General features: G+C 44.3%; 13 protein-coding genes and 1 pseudogene. 10 read left to right on the top strand and 4 right to left on the bottom strand.

The window, feature by feature from the left end:
- Positions 1–2: 2 nt before the first annotated feature.
- The 4 genes from pcnB to sfsA form a co-directional block, all read right to left on the bottom strand.
- Positions 3–1505, bottom strand: coding sequence for a polynucleotide adenylyltransferase PcnB (gene pcnB, locus EAE92_RS13560; protein WP_246545199.1), 1503 nt, complete (start codon positions 1503–1505; stop codon positions 3–5).
- A 150-nt stretch (positions 1506–1655) separates the two neighbouring features.
- Positions 1656–2558: a tRNA glutamyl-Q(34) synthetase GluQRS gene (gene gluQRS, locus EAE92_RS13555; RefSeq protein WP_214068457.1), complete on the bottom strand. Its 903-nt coding sequence runs from the start codon at positions 2556–2558 to the stop codon at positions 1656–1658.
- Between the two features lie 62 nt (positions 2559–2620).
- A complete protein-coding gene (gene dksA, locus EAE92_RS13550; RefSeq protein WP_011145244.1) occupies positions 2621–3076 on the bottom strand; it encodes an RNA polymerase-binding protein DksA in 456 nt (151 codons plus the stop codon).
- A gap of 195 nt (positions 3077–3271) precedes the next feature.
- Complete coding sequence (gene sfsA, locus EAE92_RS13545; RefSeq protein WP_214068456.1) at positions 3272–3979, bottom strand: DNA/RNA nuclease SfsA; 708 nt, start codon at positions 3977–3979, stop codon at positions 3272–3274.
- A 92-nt stretch (positions 3980–4071) separates the two neighbouring features.
- On the opposite strand from sfsA, the gene hrpB reads away from it, so the two are divergent.
- The 10 genes and pseudogenes from hrpB to EAE92_RS13495 all read left to right on the top strand — a co-directional run bounded on the left by hrpB (position 4072) and on the right by EAE92_RS13495 (position 14243).
- Positions 4072–6510, top strand: coding sequence for an ATP-dependent helicase HrpB (gene hrpB, locus EAE92_RS13540; RefSeq protein ID WP_214068455.1), 2439 nt, complete (start codon positions 4072–4074; stop codon positions 6508–6510).
- 93 nt (positions 6511–6603) lie between these two features.
- Positions 6604–9063: a bifunctional glycosyl transferase/transpeptidase gene (mrcB, locus tag EAE92_RS13535; RefSeq protein WP_214068454.1), complete on the top strand. Its 2460-nt coding sequence runs from the start codon at positions 6604–6606 to the stop codon at positions 9061–9063.
- A 371-nt stretch (positions 9064–9434) separates the two neighbouring features.
- Complete coding sequence (locus tag EAE92_RS13530; RefSeq protein ID WP_214068453.1) at positions 9435–11099, top strand: S-type pyocin domain-containing protein; 1665 nt, start codon at positions 9435–9437, stop codon at positions 11097–11099.
- On the top strand, positions 11099–11554 hold the full coding sequence (locus EAE92_RS13525; protein WP_214068452.1) for a DUF6392 family protein: 456 nt from the start codon (positions 11099–11101) through the stop codon (positions 11552–11554). The genes EAE92_RS13530 and EAE92_RS13525 overlap by 1 nt, the downstream gene beginning before the upstream one ends.
- A 63-nt stretch (positions 11555–11617) precedes the next feature.
- Positions 11618–12099, top strand: a pseudogene (locus tag EAE92_RS25410) (HNH endonuclease signature motif containing protein).
- Between the two features lie 7 nt (positions 12100–12106).
- The gene (locus EAE92_RS13515) at positions 12107–12358 is read left to right on the top strand and encodes a bacteriocin immunity protein (RefSeq protein ID WP_036808198.1); all 252 of its coding nucleotides are present in this window, start codon (positions 12107–12109) and stop codon (positions 12356–12358) included.
- A 96-nt stretch (positions 12359–12454) separates the two neighbouring features.
- Positions 12455–12940, top strand: coding sequence for a hypothetical protein (locus tag EAE92_RS13510; protein ID WP_214068451.1), 486 nt, complete (start codon positions 12455–12457; stop codon positions 12938–12940).
- Positions 12940–13395 carry a DUF6392 family protein gene (locus tag EAE92_RS13505; protein WP_214068450.1) on the top strand — a complete coding sequence of 152 codons (456 nt, stop codon included), beginning with the start codon at positions 12940–12942 and terminating at the stop codon, positions 13393–13395. Before EAE92_RS13510 ends, EAE92_RS13505 begins: the two co-directional genes overlap by 1 nt.
- Before the next feature lie 178 nt (positions 13396–13573).
- Positions 13574–13882, top strand: coding sequence for a DUF6392 family protein (locus EAE92_RS13500; RefSeq protein WP_214068449.1), 309 nt, complete (start codon positions 13574–13576; stop codon positions 13880–13882).
- Between the two features lie 118 nt (positions 13883–14000).
- The gene (locus EAE92_RS13495; protein WP_246545197.1) at positions 14001–14243 is read left to right on the top strand and encodes a hypothetical protein; all 243 of its coding nucleotides are present in this window, start codon (positions 14001–14003) and stop codon (positions 14241–14243) included.
- Positions 14244–14516: the final 273 nt, after the last annotated feature.

Genomic DNA, 14516 nt, shown 5'->3' with positions numbered 1-14516 from the left:
TATCAGCCGTTCCTGCTCAGTCTTTGTTTATAGTGACGGCGCGGTCGTGTACGACGGCGGACAATCTCACTACCCAGGTCGGAAATCATACTCCGTTGCTGTGATGCATTGACTTGCTGAAACTCTCCCCACCAATGGGCAAGTTCTTTTAGCTCATTGCGGTTTTCGACATTGGCCCTGAGTTCTAGTAAATCGTAGGCAGCACGGAATTTCGGGTGCTCCATCAGCTTATTTGCCCGCTTACCATGACGGCGTGGCAGGCGTAGCTGCAATTGCCAGATATCACGCATGATGGTTGTCAGGCGCTTAGGAATAGCAATCGAGTGGCATTGCTCATCCAGAATATCATTCATAGCTAATGCAAAAGCGTCGTAGTAAGCCAGGCCACCTTCTTGGGACAGTTTTTCCGCATGTTCAACCAGTGGATACCAGAGCATCGCGGCGAACAAAAACGCCGGATTAACCCGTTTATCGTTCTGTAGCCGGAAATCGGTATTCTTCAAAACCTGATTGACCATACGTTCCATTGGCGAGTCGTTATTTTCGGTGAAATAGCGTTGAACCAATGGAAAAAGTGGTTGAAATAGGCGGTACTCGCGCAGAAGTTGATAAGTGCTGTAGCCTTGACCGGTTTGTAAAAGTTTTAGCGATTCTTCAAACAGACGGGCTGGTGGAATATTACTCAGCAGAAAAGCCAAACGAGAAATCGGTTCGGCGGTATCTTCGCTGATGGTCATATTTAGTTTGCTGGCGAAGCGGATCGCACGCAGCATTCTTACTGGATCTTCTCGATAGCGAGTTTCAGGATCGCCAATCAAGCGGATAACACCGGTTTCCAGATCATGAAGACCACCGGCATAATCACGCAGAGAGAAATCATTGATACCGTAATAGAGGCTGTTTATGGTGAAATCGCGGCGCATAGCATCTTCTTCAATTGATCCGAAGATGTTATCCCGCAGTAGCATACCGCTTTGTGCTTGTTGTGACTGATTTTTATCACCGGAACCCGTTTGTTCATGTGGACCACGGAATGTTGCGACTTCAATCACTTCCTGACCAAACATAATATGAGCTAAACGGAAGCGGCGTCCGACCAGACGGCAGTTGCGAAATAGCTTGCGCACCTGTTCTGGCGTTGCGTTGGTGGCAATATCAAAATCTTTCGGTTTCGTGCCGAGCAATAAATCACGGACGCCGCCGCCAACCAGATAGGCTTCGAAGCCGGATTTATTCAGGCGGTAAAGAACTTTCAGTGCGTTTTCACTGATATCTCTGCGGGAAATACTGTGTTGTTCCCGTGGAATTATCGTTATTAATGAGTCAGTATGAGGATTCTCCTGTTCAACCTTCCTTTGTATTTCCACATTGGATGAAGATTGATAAGGGTTTTGGCGATTAGAGTGAAGAGTTACGTACTCTTCCTGAGTAGAACGATTAGATCCGGTGACTGATCCTTCACTGGCTGCCTGTGTTTCGCGGTTAATTTTCCCTTCGCGGATCAATAAGTTACGGCAGAAATTTGCTACTCGGTTAAAAATGGTACACCTCGATAAGTAACTAATCATATAAAACAAATAAAAACAGCGGCTAATCATAGCCTACTGTGTATTTTTTGAGAATGGTTGTTATGACTAACCGTAACTTTATTCACGTTATCTATGTATTTTACCTTGTCGTGGAATTCGGTCCAGCTCCCAACGTTCTGTTGCTTTTTTCAACAATTGATCACGAGAAAGATCTTGCCAGTTTTCTATGAGAGGTTGATTAAGGAAAGATAATGCCTCAATCAGTAATGGCCGGGGATCATCCAATGGGATCGGCTGAGCATGATTCTGTTTGGAAAGTTTATTGCCATCCTTATTCAGAGCGAGTGGTAAATGAATATAGTCGGGTATTTTCAGATTTAACTGCTGATAAAGCGCCATCTGACGGACGGTTGGTGCGATCAAATCAGCCCCTCTTACCACCTCGGTCACCCCTTGGTAATCATCATCAATAACAACGACCAAATTATAGGCAAATAAACCGTCACGACGGTGAATAATAAAATCTTCTTCAGCCATGACCGGATCGGCGTTCAGATATCCTTGCAATTTATCTTCAAAACCGTAAATCGGATGACGCTGTTTGAATCGAATTGCTGCATGATCAACGGGCAAATTTAATTCACGACAGTTCTTATCATAAAAACCATTAGTCTGGTGAATGCGTTGACGGGTACAGGTGCAGTAATAACTTAAGCCTTGTTGTTGCAATTGATTAAGGATATGACGGTAAGCCTCATGGCGCTGAGATTGGTAGAGAATTTCACCATCCCAGTGTAAACCGTAATGCTCAAGCGCATGAAGAATACGGTCGGCAGCACCGGGAACTTCTCTGGGCGGATCAATATCATCGATACGTATCAGCCACTTTCCCTGACAAGCGCGGGCTTGCAAATAGCTGCCAATGGCAGTGATTAATGAACCAAAATGCAGGTCGCCAGAAGGTGATGGGGCGAAACGCCCGATATAAGAGTGGGGACTATAAGCGTGGGGACGTTCAGATTTTATCATATGGGGATCAGTGGAGTTGTTTATACGGCGCCATGAAGACGCCGTATTCGGAACACCATTAATTAGCCAGCCATCTGTTTTTCACGGATTTCGGCCAGAGTTTTACAATCAATACACAAATCTGCGGTTGGACGGGCTTCCAAACGACGGATGCCGATCTCAATGCCACAGGATTCACAAAAACCGAAATCGTCATCTTCGACTTTTTTCAGGGTTTTCTCGATCTTCTTAATCAATTTACGCTCACGATCGCGGTTACGTAATTCAAGACTGAATTCTTCTTCCTGCGCCGCACGGTCAACTGGATCAGGGAAGTTCGCTGCCTCATCTTGCATATGAGATACAGTACGATCTACTTCATCCCTGAGCTGATTGCGCCATGCTTCAAGAATTAGCTTGAAATGCGCCAACTGGGCATCGTTCATGTATTCTTCACCTGGCTTTTCTTGGTAAGGTTCTACCCCAGCGATGGCGAGAATGCTTAAGGACGAGGTTTTACGTTTTTGCCCTTCTTGCATAATACTTCTCCTACACACGCACTATCAAACAAACCCCTAGCGGGGAAAAAAACAGGCCGCTATAAATAGCAGATGGAGCATGGGTTGGCAATTGTTCCTGCCATTAGTTTCACAATGGTGTGAAAGCAAATGTATTGCATGCCTTTACACCTTGTACAACTTGGCTGCAAATAATTAGGTAAATCGATAAATTAATTATTTTAGTACAAAAGTTAACTTATCGCCTAAAATCATCCCTTTTCCGGTCATGTTGGCCTGGTAACAGATAACTTCGACCCCAGAATTTTGCGCTTGTTCCAAAAGAGATGAATAATTATGATCAATATGTGCCGCCGCCGCGACCTGCCTGATGCCGGAATGCAAAACCGCAAAGAACAAAACCGCTCTTTGCCCTTGTTCTGCTATGTGTTGCAATTCCCGTAGGTGTTTTTGCCCGCGGGTCGTGACAGCATCAGGAAAATAGCCGCAATTTTCCTGGAGAAGAGTCACTGATTTCACTTCAATGTAGCAATTAACTTGCTGTTCTGCCTGTAATAGCAGATCTATCCGGCTGTTCTCTTCGCCATATTTCACTTCGCGACTGATTTTCTTATATTCAGAAAATTCTGGAATAGCATTTTGTGCAATGGTCTCAGCGACTAAATCATTTGCTCTGAGCGTATTAACACAAATCCAGTGGCCATCCTGCGTTTCTGTTAATTCCCAACTGTTGGGGTATTTACGCTTGGGATTATCAGATGTGGAGTACCAGACCGTATCTCCCGGTGTCGCGCAGCCGGTCATTGCGCCTGTATTGGCGCAATGGATGGTCAGTGTTTCGCCTGCTGGTGTGATGACATCAGCCAGGAAGCGTTTATAACGACGAATTAGCGTGGCGGATTGTAAGGGTGGATGGAATTCCATAAAAACTCCTTGATGACTGATGGCATAAGATTGAAGCGGGCAATGCTACAATGCCGACGGTTGAAAGTTAACTTTCTTTGTATGGAGTGTTTGTGTCTTTATTGCCTGTATATGAGATCGTCGAGCCTGTCCTGAGCGCGTTGAAAAGTTCACAACAGGTCCTGCTTCATGCTCCGGCTGGCGCCGGGAAATCGACAGTTTTGCCACTGGAAATTCTGAAAAAGGCCGATTTTTCTGGGCGTATCATAATGTTGGAACCACGACGGATTGCCGCTCGCAGCGTTGCCAATCGCCTTGCAGCTCAACTGAATGAAAATATGGGGCAGACGGTGGGTTACCGGATGCGTTCAGAAACGAAAGTGAGTACAACCACCCGCCTTGAAGTGGTAACGGAAGGCATTTTAACCCGTATGTTGCAGCAAGATCCCATGCTGACCGGGGTTTCTCTGGTGATTCTGGATGAATTCCATGAGCGTAGCTTGCAGGCCGATTTGGCGCTGGCGTTGTTGCTGGATGTACAGGCAGGGCTGCGGGATGATCTGCGAATTTTGATTATGTCAGCGACGCTGGATAATCAGCGGCTCCGTTCTTTATTACCTGATGCGCCGGTGATTATTTCTCAAGGGCGAAGCTTTCCTGTGACCAGACATTATTGTCATTTGCCAGCTCATCAACCTTTTGAACAGAATGTAGCTACCGTTGTATTGCGGTTACTCCAACAGGAACAAGGTTCCGTGCTGTTGTTTTTGCCGGGTAGCGGAGAAATTCAACGGGTATTTGGACTTCTTAGCGGGAGAGTTGCTGAGGATACCGATTTATGCCCGTTATACGGTGCGTTGTCATTGGCTGAACAACAAAAAGCTATCGAACCTTCACCATGTGGACGCCGTAAAGTTGTTTTGGCGACCAACATTGCGGAAACCAGCTTAACGATTGAAGGTATTCGATTGGTGGTTGATAGCGGTCTTGAACGCACGACGCGTTTTGAACCCAAAAATGGGCTGACTCGCCTGATCACTCAACGCATCAGTCAAGCTTCTATGACACAACGGGCTGGCCGAGCGGGACGACTGGAAGCCGGAATTTGTTGGCATCTGTTTAGCCAAGAACAGGCAGAAAGAGCGGCAGAACATAGCGAGCCTGAAATGCTGAATACTGATCTCAGTAGCTTATGGCTCTCCTTATTGCAGTGGGGCTGTCATGATATTTCCCAATTGCATTGGCTAGACATGCCGCCGCCGGCAGCTCTGGCAGTAGCCAAGTCGCTGTTATTACAGTTAGGCGCGGTCAATAACAATGGTCAGTTAACGTCCAGAGGCAGAAAAATGGCGGAATCTGGCAGTGATCCGCGTTTAGCGGCGATGTTATGTTCAGGGTTGGAACAAGGGGCCGATATGCTGGCAACCGCTGCTATGCTGACCGCGATTCTGGAGGAACCGCCCCGAGATGGTCAGCCGGATATCACTTATTGGGTTGAACAGCGACAGGCTCATTGGTTACGGCGGGCAAAGCAGTTAACCAGGAATATGGGCGATCATTTTGGTGAGCCGGATGGTGGATTTGCTGCAATGCTATTAGCCCAAGGTTTCCCTGACAGAATAGCCAAAAATCGGGATAAGAGGGGGCGTTTTCAACTGGCGAATGGTCTGGGAACGATAATCAATGATGAAGAAAAGTTATCTGGCGAATCGTGGCTGGCGGCTCCTTCGTTATTACAAAACAGCAAAAATCCTGATGCGCGTATTTTGCTGGCTTGTCCTTTGGATATTGAACGACTGGTACAGCAACAACCGAATTTATTCAGTGAGCAAAGTGTCGTTGAATGGGATGATAACAAAGGAACGTTGCAAGCCTGGAAACGGCTACAATGTGGCAGCCTGACAGTAAAAGCCCAACGATTGGCAAAACCTTCCGATGAGCAATTACAACAGGCTCTGCTAAACTGGTTACGCAGTGAGGGATTACATGAGCTGAACTGGCCACCTGCGGCGGTTCAGTTGTGCATCCGTATCCAATGTGCGGCCAAATGGTTGCCTGAAATGGAGTGGCCGGCAGTAGATAATGATGCATTAATGGCTTCTCTTGATGATTGGTTGATGCCGTTCCTTACTGGCGTACGTGATTTGAAAGGGCTGAAACAGATTGATTTATTGCCGGCGCTGGAAAATTTGCTGGATTGGCAACAACAACAGTGTCTGGATAATGAACTGCCTATTTATTACACTGTCCCTACCGGCAGTCGGATAGCAATTCGTTATTTCAGTGATAAACCACCGGTATTATCTGTTCGGATGCAGGAAATATATGGCGAGCAGCAAAGCCCCTCTCTGGCAAAAGGGCGGGTAACACTGGTGCTTGAACTCTTATCGCCAGCCCAAAGGCCATTGCAGATCACGCAGGATCTGGCTGCTTTTTGGCAAGGCTCCTATCGTGAAGTACAAAAAGAGATGAAAGGGCGTTACCCAAAACATTTATGGCCGGATGATCCGGCAAATACGCTACCTACTCGGCGGACAAAAAAGTATACGTAATAGAATTTACTCCTTGTTTTTGCTGGTGAATAAATTCATTAAAAAATATGAAAATCCATTAATAACATCTGAGCGGTTTTGGAGAATTTTGGAATGTCTGGTGAAGATCGTCAACCAATCGGACGTAAAGGCAAAAAGTTGGTATCCCGCCGTAAACGGCCATTAAAAAGACGGTATCTGTTGGATGATGATGATAATGGCTATGAAGATGATGACTACGATAATGAAGAGGATCAACCCATGACAACGAAAGGAAAGTATTCTCGTCCACCCAAGAAAAAGTGGCGTTGGTTCTGGTTGTTATTCAAGATATTTATTATTTTTGCCGTATTACTGGCGGCTTATGGTGTCTATCTGGATGCCAAAATCCGCGATCGTATTGATGGAAAAGTCTGGGAATTACCGGCGGCAGTCTATGGACGCATGGTCAATCTTGAACCGGGCATGAACTACAGTAAGAAAGAGATGGTACATCTGCTGGAAGGGATGCAGTATCGCCAGGTGACAAAAATTACCCGCGCTGGGGAGTTTTCTGTCAGAGGTGAAACCATTGAAATGTTGCGCCGTCCGTTTGATTTCCCTGACAGCAAAGAGGGGCAGATCCACGCTCTGCTGACTTTCAGCGATAACCGTTTGGCAGGGATCGAAAATCTGGAAAACCAGCGTCAGTTTGGGTTCTTCCGTCTTGATCCGAAGCTGATTACCATGTTGCAGTCCCCCAATGGGGAGCAGCGGTTATTTGTGCCACGTTCTGGTTTCCCCGATTTACTGGTTAACACTTTGCTGGCGACGGAAGATCGCCATTTCTATCAACATGATGGCATCCGTATTCTTTCCATTGGGCGTGCGGCACTGGCTAACTTGACTGCCGGGCGTACGGTTCAGGGGGGAAGTACCCTGACGCAGCAATTGGTGAGAAACCTGTTCCTGACCAATGAACGTACTTTGGTGCGCAAAGCCAATGAAGCCTATATGGCGGTGCTGATGGATTATCGCTACAGCAAAGATCGGATTCTCGAACTGTATCTGAACGAAGTTTATTTAGGCCGAAGTGGTGATGGGGAGATCCGAGGATTCCCGCTGGCGAGCCTCTACTATTTTGGTCGTCCCGTGGATGAATTAAGTTTAGATCAACAGGCGTTGCTGGTCGGTATGGTGAAAGGCGCTTCACTCTATAATCCGTGGCGTAATCCTAAACTCGTTCTCCAGCGTCGTAATGTGGTGCTCAAGCTGTTACAAAACCAGCAAATTATTGATGAAGATCTTTATAAGTTATTGAGTGCTCGTCCACTGGGGGTAAAACCGAAAGGTGGTGTTATTACCCCACAACCGGCGTTTATGCAGCTAGTTCGTAAAGAATTGCAGGATCGACTGGGGGATAGAGTAAATGATCTGTCCGGCGTAAAAATCTTCACTACTTTGGACCCGGTATCTCAGGATGCGGCTGAAAACGCGGTAGAAGAGGGAATTGCCAACCTGAGAAAAACCCGCAAAATTGCTGACCTTGAAGGGGCAATGGTGGTTGTCGATCGTATCAGTGGTGAAATCAGAGCGATGGTTGGGGGTTCTCAACCTCAGTATGCTGGATTTAACCGAGCGATGATGGCGCGTCGTTCAATTGGTTCGCTGGCGAAACCTTCGACTTATTTGGCGGCATTGAGCGAGCCGGATCAATATCGGTTGAATACCTGGCTGGCGGATGAACCTCTTGCGGTAAAACAGCCGAACAGCAAGGTTTGGGAACCGAGAAATTATGACCGTCGTTTCCGTGGGCGAGTCATGTTGATAGATGGGCTGGCAAATTCATTGAATATTCCTACGGTGAATCTTGGATTGGCGGTTGGTCTTGATCATGTCAGCAACACCTTGATCCGGCTTGGCGTACCGGAAGAAGTGATTCAGCAGGTTCCGGCCATGTTACTGGGTTCTCTCAGCTTGACGCCGTTGGAAGCGGCGCAGGAATATCAGACGATGGCGAGTGGCGGCAACCGTGCGACGCTTTCTGCGTTACGTTCTGTCATTGCGGAAGATGGCGCCGTGATATATCAGAGTTACCCACAGGCTGAACGGGCTGTACCGGCTCAGGCGGCTTATCTGACGCTATATGGTATGCAGCAGGTGGTAGCGAATGGAACTTCTCGTTCTCTGAACGCTAAGTTTGGTCGTTATAATCTGGCGGGTAAAACGGGTACCACCAATGATCTGCGTGATAGCTGGTTTGCCGGAATCGATGGTAAAGAGGTGGTGATAGCGTGGGTTGGCCGCGATAACAACGACCCGACTAATCTGACAGGCGCTACAGGGGCGTTGAATGTGTATCGCCGTTATCTGGAAAATCAGACGCCGCTGATGTTGAATAATATTCCACCGGAAGGCATTGTCGATATGGCGGTTAATCAGGATGGCAGCTTTAGCTGTAGTGGCAGTGGTTGGCGAACATTACCGGTTTGGACTTATGATCCACAAAGTTTGTGCCAGCAAACAGAGGTATCAGCACCTGTTCAACAGCAAGAACAAGCACCGGGCTGGTTGCGGGAGATGTTTGGCCAATAATAAATATTTGATGAGATAAATGACAAAACGCTGATCTCTATGGTCAGCGTTTTTGTTTTCTGGGTAAAGTAGAGCGCTATTCATCCCACAGAGCTGTTCACTCCCTTTTTACCTGCTTTCCAAACATACCGCGTTATTATCCTTTTAGTCTTATTTTTGTTATTTAATTGTAAATAAATTATTATAAATTATGAGTTATTACGCCCATCATAGGCAATAAAATCGGCAATTTTCAGAATATTCCTATATCTTCTTTAAGTAAAATCTGATTAATTGTTGATCATCTGTATTAGCTTGATGGCGATAATAATATGACGATAATTTCAATTAGCTTCACTCTCCATGCTGTAAACCAATGGAGAAGTGAATAGATGGCAATAGGATATTTCTTGCTCGTTGGTGATAAGACAACCTGTGGCGGACAGATTATCACTGGTGACCACACCATGACATTTAATGGACGGGCGACCGCTCGTGAAGGGGATACAGTTACCTGTGGCAAACATCCCGGTACTTACATGATTGTCGGTGGTGTATCTGACGTGTTTGACATGGGCCGCAAGCTGGCTGGCACATTGGACAGTGTGAGTACTTGCCCCTGTCGGGCTAGGTTTATCAACTCGGAGATGGACAGCTATGAGAAGCAGGAGCAGCCTAATCATCGGGCTACAGCGCCTGTGAATATGGCGGCTCAGAATTTCTCGTCGCCGGTGAAGGAAACGAGAAACGTTCAGCCCGCACCTCCTGTGACTAAAGAGCCTCCAATACCGGTATTTGCGAAATCCTGCTTACGGGGTAAAGGTTGTACTGATGCCGGAACCGAAGCCGAACCGGCGAATAACTTCGGCAGAATGGCGATATATCAGGTTCCGTCATCTCCCACCCCGGTGACGCCACAAAAACCGGAACCATCTCCACAAGGTGAGAAACAGCCGCCTGAGCCGGATAAACCGCAGGATAAAAAATTACCGTGGTATAAACGGTGGTTCCGTAGTGGTGAAGATAAAGCCGCCGCTACCGCTGTGGCCGCCACTGCCCGCAGCGCGGTAGCGGAAGGGGAAACGCTGGTGATGCGTTACATTGGCGGCGGCGCCATCAGTGCAGGACGTTGGCTGGCGGCGCCGAATCCGGTAACGGTTGGATTAATGGGGCTGTTTTATTCACCGAAGTTGAATGAAGGCGAGGAGGATTACTTAACCCCGTATCGTTTGAGCCAGATAGCGGAACAGTACGGTAAAGCTTCTACCCGTGTACGTTTTCGCTGGATCAGAGATGAAAAAAGCGGCAGGATGACAGTTCAGGGATACCACGTCAGCCCGGAAGGTGGTCTGGATAAAGTACCGGTTCGCATGATGATGCAGAATCGGACCACCGGTAATTACGAGTTTTGGGAACCGGGAGAAAACCGGCCGACAATTTTATGGACGCCGAGCGAGCAGGAATTCAAAGTTCCACCGCATACCGGGAATGAAGAACAACCGTTTATTCCGTCGCAAATAACCGTGTTGCCGATCCCGGATAAAGTGGGCAGCGATATTGAATCGTTACCGATGCCGGAAGAGAAGGATTTCCGCGATTATATTCTGATCCTCCCCGTTCCTAATATGCCGCCGGTGTATGTGTATTTGAGTAAACCGCCGGTGAAACCGTTGGAAGTGGGAGAATATCAGGATCTGGCTGGACGTAGCCGTAATGATGGGTTGGATATTGATCATATTCCTTCTCAGGCGGCATTGAAAATTTATTTGATTGAAAGGTACGGAGAATTAGATTCTGGTGTGCTCAAAAATATCTTAGAGAATAGCGTTTGTATTGCTGTTTCTCGCTGGGTTCATCAAAAATATAGTGAAACTTATGGCGGGCGAAATACACCAACGAAAAGGATTCGGGATGCATCCGATTTGAAAGCAGCAGTTGATAGTAACTTTGATGCTATGACTCCAGGTCTGAAAGAAGAAGGTTATACTGATAGTCAATTGAATAATGCCCGGAAAGACTTACATAAATTTAATCAAGAGAAAGGATGGTACAGGTAATGAGAGATATTGTTGAAATAATTCATAGTCTAGGGAAAACAGCAGATCTATTAATTGAAAAACAACTTATCCCAACGGGAAAGTTTGAATATTTTTTTGAAGGAGACGATGAATTTCTCTGTATACCAGAGGATGGATTAACGTTAGTTTTTGAAGATAAATCAAGGTTGTTAATCTCAGTCGGTATTACTCTAATTGCATCTGGGCCAAGGATGAAGATTTATAGAGGTGAAATGCCGCCCCCATTTTTGTCTGAAATGGATAAGACAAAGGTTAAATCTGTGTTAGGAGAGCCATCAGAGACAAAGGGTGCTGTTAAATTGCCAGTTATTGGAATGGTTGGAGGATGGGATACTTATATTGACCGGATGAGCGATCAATACCCAAATACACGAATAATTTTTGCGTATTCTACAGATCAGAAGGTGAGTAATATAACGTTTAAAAAAATTTGAGTGAAGTGTGATTTCTAATTATTTGTCTTGGGTAAAGTGGATAGCGATATTAAATCGCTGTCCATGCAGGAAGAGAAGGATTTCCGCGATTATATTCTGGTATTCCCAGCCGATTCAGGCATGGAGCCGATCTATGTGATGTTTAATACTCCTCGGAATCAACCGGGAGTGGTAACTGGTCGGGGACAAAAAATCGAAGGAAACTGGTTAAGTCGCGCAGGGCAAGGTATGGGAGCACCAATTCCCAGTCAGATAGCAGATAAGTTGCGTGGGAGAAAGTTTAATAACTTTGATAATTTCAGAAATGCGTTTTGGAAAGAAGTTGCTAATGACCCTGAGTTTTCTAAGCAATTTAAAACTGCGAATATGGGAAATATGAAAAAGGAAAAGCTCCAGCTCCAAGGAAAGACGAATGGAAAGGAAAAAAGAAAAAATACGAGTTACATCATAAAAAGCCTATTTCTAAAGGTGGAGATGTTTATAATGTTGATAACATTAGTGTTGTTACGCTAAAGAGACATGGTGAACTACATAGTTGGAGGTGAATAAACTATGGAAAATAATGTAATGAATATTACTGAAAATGAATTTTTATCCTTGATAAAGAAAATATTTAATGGAAATTTTCGAACAGAGGAGGAAGAATCAGAAGCTATAGATGAATTTGAAAGAATTTCAGAACACCCCTCTGGCGGTGATTTAATCTTCTATCCAGAAGATGGCATTGAAGATAGTCCTGAAGGTGTGCTTGAAGTGATAAAGGAATGGAGAACCAAAAACGGCAAACCTAGCTTTAAAAAATAGAGATTGAGTAAGTGATGAAAAGGATTTTTATAATCCTTTTCATCACAATCAAAGAGAATACCTCACAACTATCATACCGATATTGAATCGTTACCTATGCCGGAAGAGAAGGATTTCCGTGATTATATTCTGATCCTCCCAGTTCCTAATATGCCGCCGGTGTATGTGTATTTGAGTAAACCGCCGGTGAAACCGTTGGAAGTGGGAGAATATCAGGATCTGGCTGGACGTAGCCGTAATGATGGGTTAGATATTGATCATATTCCTTCTCAGGCGGCATTGAAAATTTATTTGATTGAAAGGTACGGAGAATTAGATTCTGGTGTGCTCAAAAATATCTTAGAGAATAGCGTTTGTATTGCTGTTTCTCGCTGGATTCATCAAAAATATAGTGAAACTTATGGCGGGCGAAATACACCAACGAAAAGGATTTGGGATGCATCCGATTTGAAAGCAGCAGTTGATAGTAACTTTGATGCTATGACTCCAGGTCTGAAAGAAGAAGGTTATACTGATAGTCAATTGAATAATGCCCGGAAAGGCTTACATAAATTTAATCAAGAGAAAGGATGGTACAGATAATGAGAGATATTGTTGAAATAATTCATAGTCTAGGGAAAACAGCAGATCTATTAATTGAAAAACAACTTATCCCAACGGGAAAGTTTGAATATTTTTTTGAAGGAGACGATGAATTTCTCTGTATACCAGAGGATGGATTAACGTTAGTTTTTGAAGATAAATCAAGGTTGTTAATCTCAGTCGGTATTACTCTAATTGCATCTGGGCCAAGGATGAAGATTTATAGAGGTGAAATGCCGCCCCCATTTTTGTCTGAAATGGATAAGACAAAGGTTAAATCTGTGTTAGGAGAGCCATCAGAGACAAAGGGCGCTGTTAAATTGCCAGTTATTGGAATGGTTGGAGGATGGGATACTTATATTGACCGGATGAGCGATCAATACCCAAATACACGAATAATTTTTGCGTATTTTACAGATCAGAAGGTGAGTAATATAACGTTTAAAAAAATTTGAGTGAAGTGTGATTTCTAATTATTTGTCTTGGGTAAAATGGATAGCGATATTAAATCGCTGCCCGTAACGTAGGAAAAGGATTTCCGTGATTATATTTAACTGATTTGCGTGTTAGAGGGTTGGTTTTTGAGCGGGGAATATAGCCTTAGCTTAATCAAAAACAGAGGTTATGAAAATAATGGCAATAAATGTAGAGGCGTTAATAAATAGCCTGGGTAAATCTTATCAGGAAATTTTTAATGAAGGTTTAATTCCTTATAAGAGTAAGCTTGGAGGAGATTCTGATGACGATTATGTATCGTTAGATATGCAGAAAGAGGGGATATTTCTGGCTTTTAACCGGACCAGTAAGAAATTAACACCTGTTACTCTGACATTGATCGATGAAGAACGGCCCCGTTATGTTTACCCAAATCAATTGCCATCCCCTCTGATTAATTCAATGACGCGTGCATTTAGTTCCTACCGATATCAACTCATCTCATAATGTTCCATATATTGGATATTAATGCTGTTAGAGTCTATAATGTCTTTTTAATAGGACATTAGCATACAAAGTTACGATTGATATATAATGTGCTTATAATTGACCATTATAGATAATAATGGTTTTAATGTGTCATTTTGGGGTCACAAGAAAAACTGTACTGAATGCTGAAAAAGGTAAAGTCAAATTAGAGATTTTTGTTGCCATTATGACAGCATTAAACTTAACTGAACAATTAAATCTTTTTCTTCCTAAACAAAGCATATCTCCTATCCAACTCGCTAAACTTCAGGGAAAAAAACGACAACGAGCATCTGGTCTTAGAAAAAACAAGATTGAAGAGGATACACCAGAATGGTAATGGAAGTTATCAACGTAATTTATAGTGAATTTACATATAATCCAGAACTCTATTCCAAAGAAGCTATTGATAGTTTACTCCGATATTATGAGTGATTAATTAATGCCATTGTATCTGGTCAGGAAAAATAAAATATCAGTTGTTTTTGTGATTGGGATTTTTATTATTAATATTTTTTAGATGCAGATTTATATTAATAACAGGCAAATAGTTAATGAGTAAATAGAATGTTACTATTATCATTTTAAATGGTTATTAATTTTGGTGTGATTT

Source organism: Photorhabdus hainanensis, assembly GCF_018448965.1.
In the GTDB taxonomy this organism is placed as follows: Bacteria; Pseudomonadota; Gammaproteobacteria; order Enterobacterales; family Enterobacteriaceae; genus Photorhabdus; species Photorhabdus akhurstii.
This window is presented reverse-complemented; position numbering and strand designations above follow the sequence as displayed.

Bases quoted from the DNA above. Each gene is read 5' to 3' on its own strand.
- gluQRS (WP_214068457.1), bottom strand. From the start codon at position 2,558: ATGATAAAATCTGAACGTCCCCACGCTTATAGTCCCCACTCTTATATC.
- dksA (WP_011145244.1), bottom strand. From the start codon at position 3,076: ATGCAAGAAGGGCAAAAACGTAAAACCTCGTCCTTAAGCATTCTCGCC.
- sfsA (WP_214068456.1), bottom strand. From the start codon at position 3,979: ATGGAATTCCATCCACCCTTACAATCCGCCACGCTAATTCGTCGTTAT.
- mrcB (WP_214068454.1), top strand. From the start codon at position 6,604: ATGTCTGGTGAAGATCGTCAACCAATCGGACGTAAAGGCAAAAAGTTG.
- EAE92_RS13530 (WP_214068453.1), top strand. From the start codon at position 9,435: ATGGCAATAGGATATTTCTTGCTCGTTGGTGATAAGACAACCTGTGGC.
- EAE92_RS13525 (WP_214068452.1), top strand. From the start codon at position 11,099: ATGAGAGATATTGTTGAAATAATTCATAGTCTAGGGAAAACAGCAGAT.
- EAE92_RS13515 (WP_036808198.1), top strand. From the start codon at position 12,107: ATGGAAAATAATGTAATGAATATTACTGAAAATGAATTTTTATCCTTG.
- EAE92_RS13510 (WP_214068451.1), top strand. From the start codon at position 12,455: ATGCCGGAAGAGAAGGATTTCCGTGATTATATTCTGATCCTCCCAGTT.
- EAE92_RS13505 (WP_214068450.1), top strand. From the start codon at position 12,940: ATGAGAGATATTGTTGAAATAATTCATAGTCTAGGGAAAACAGCAGAT.
- EAE92_RS13500 (WP_214068449.1), top strand. From the start codon at position 13,574: ATGGCAATAAATGTAGAGGCGTTAATAAATAGCCTGGGTAAATCTTAT.
- EAE92_RS13495 (WP_246545197.1), top strand. From the start codon at position 14,001: ATGGTTTTAATGTGTCATTTTGGGGTCACAAGAAAAACTGTACTGAAT.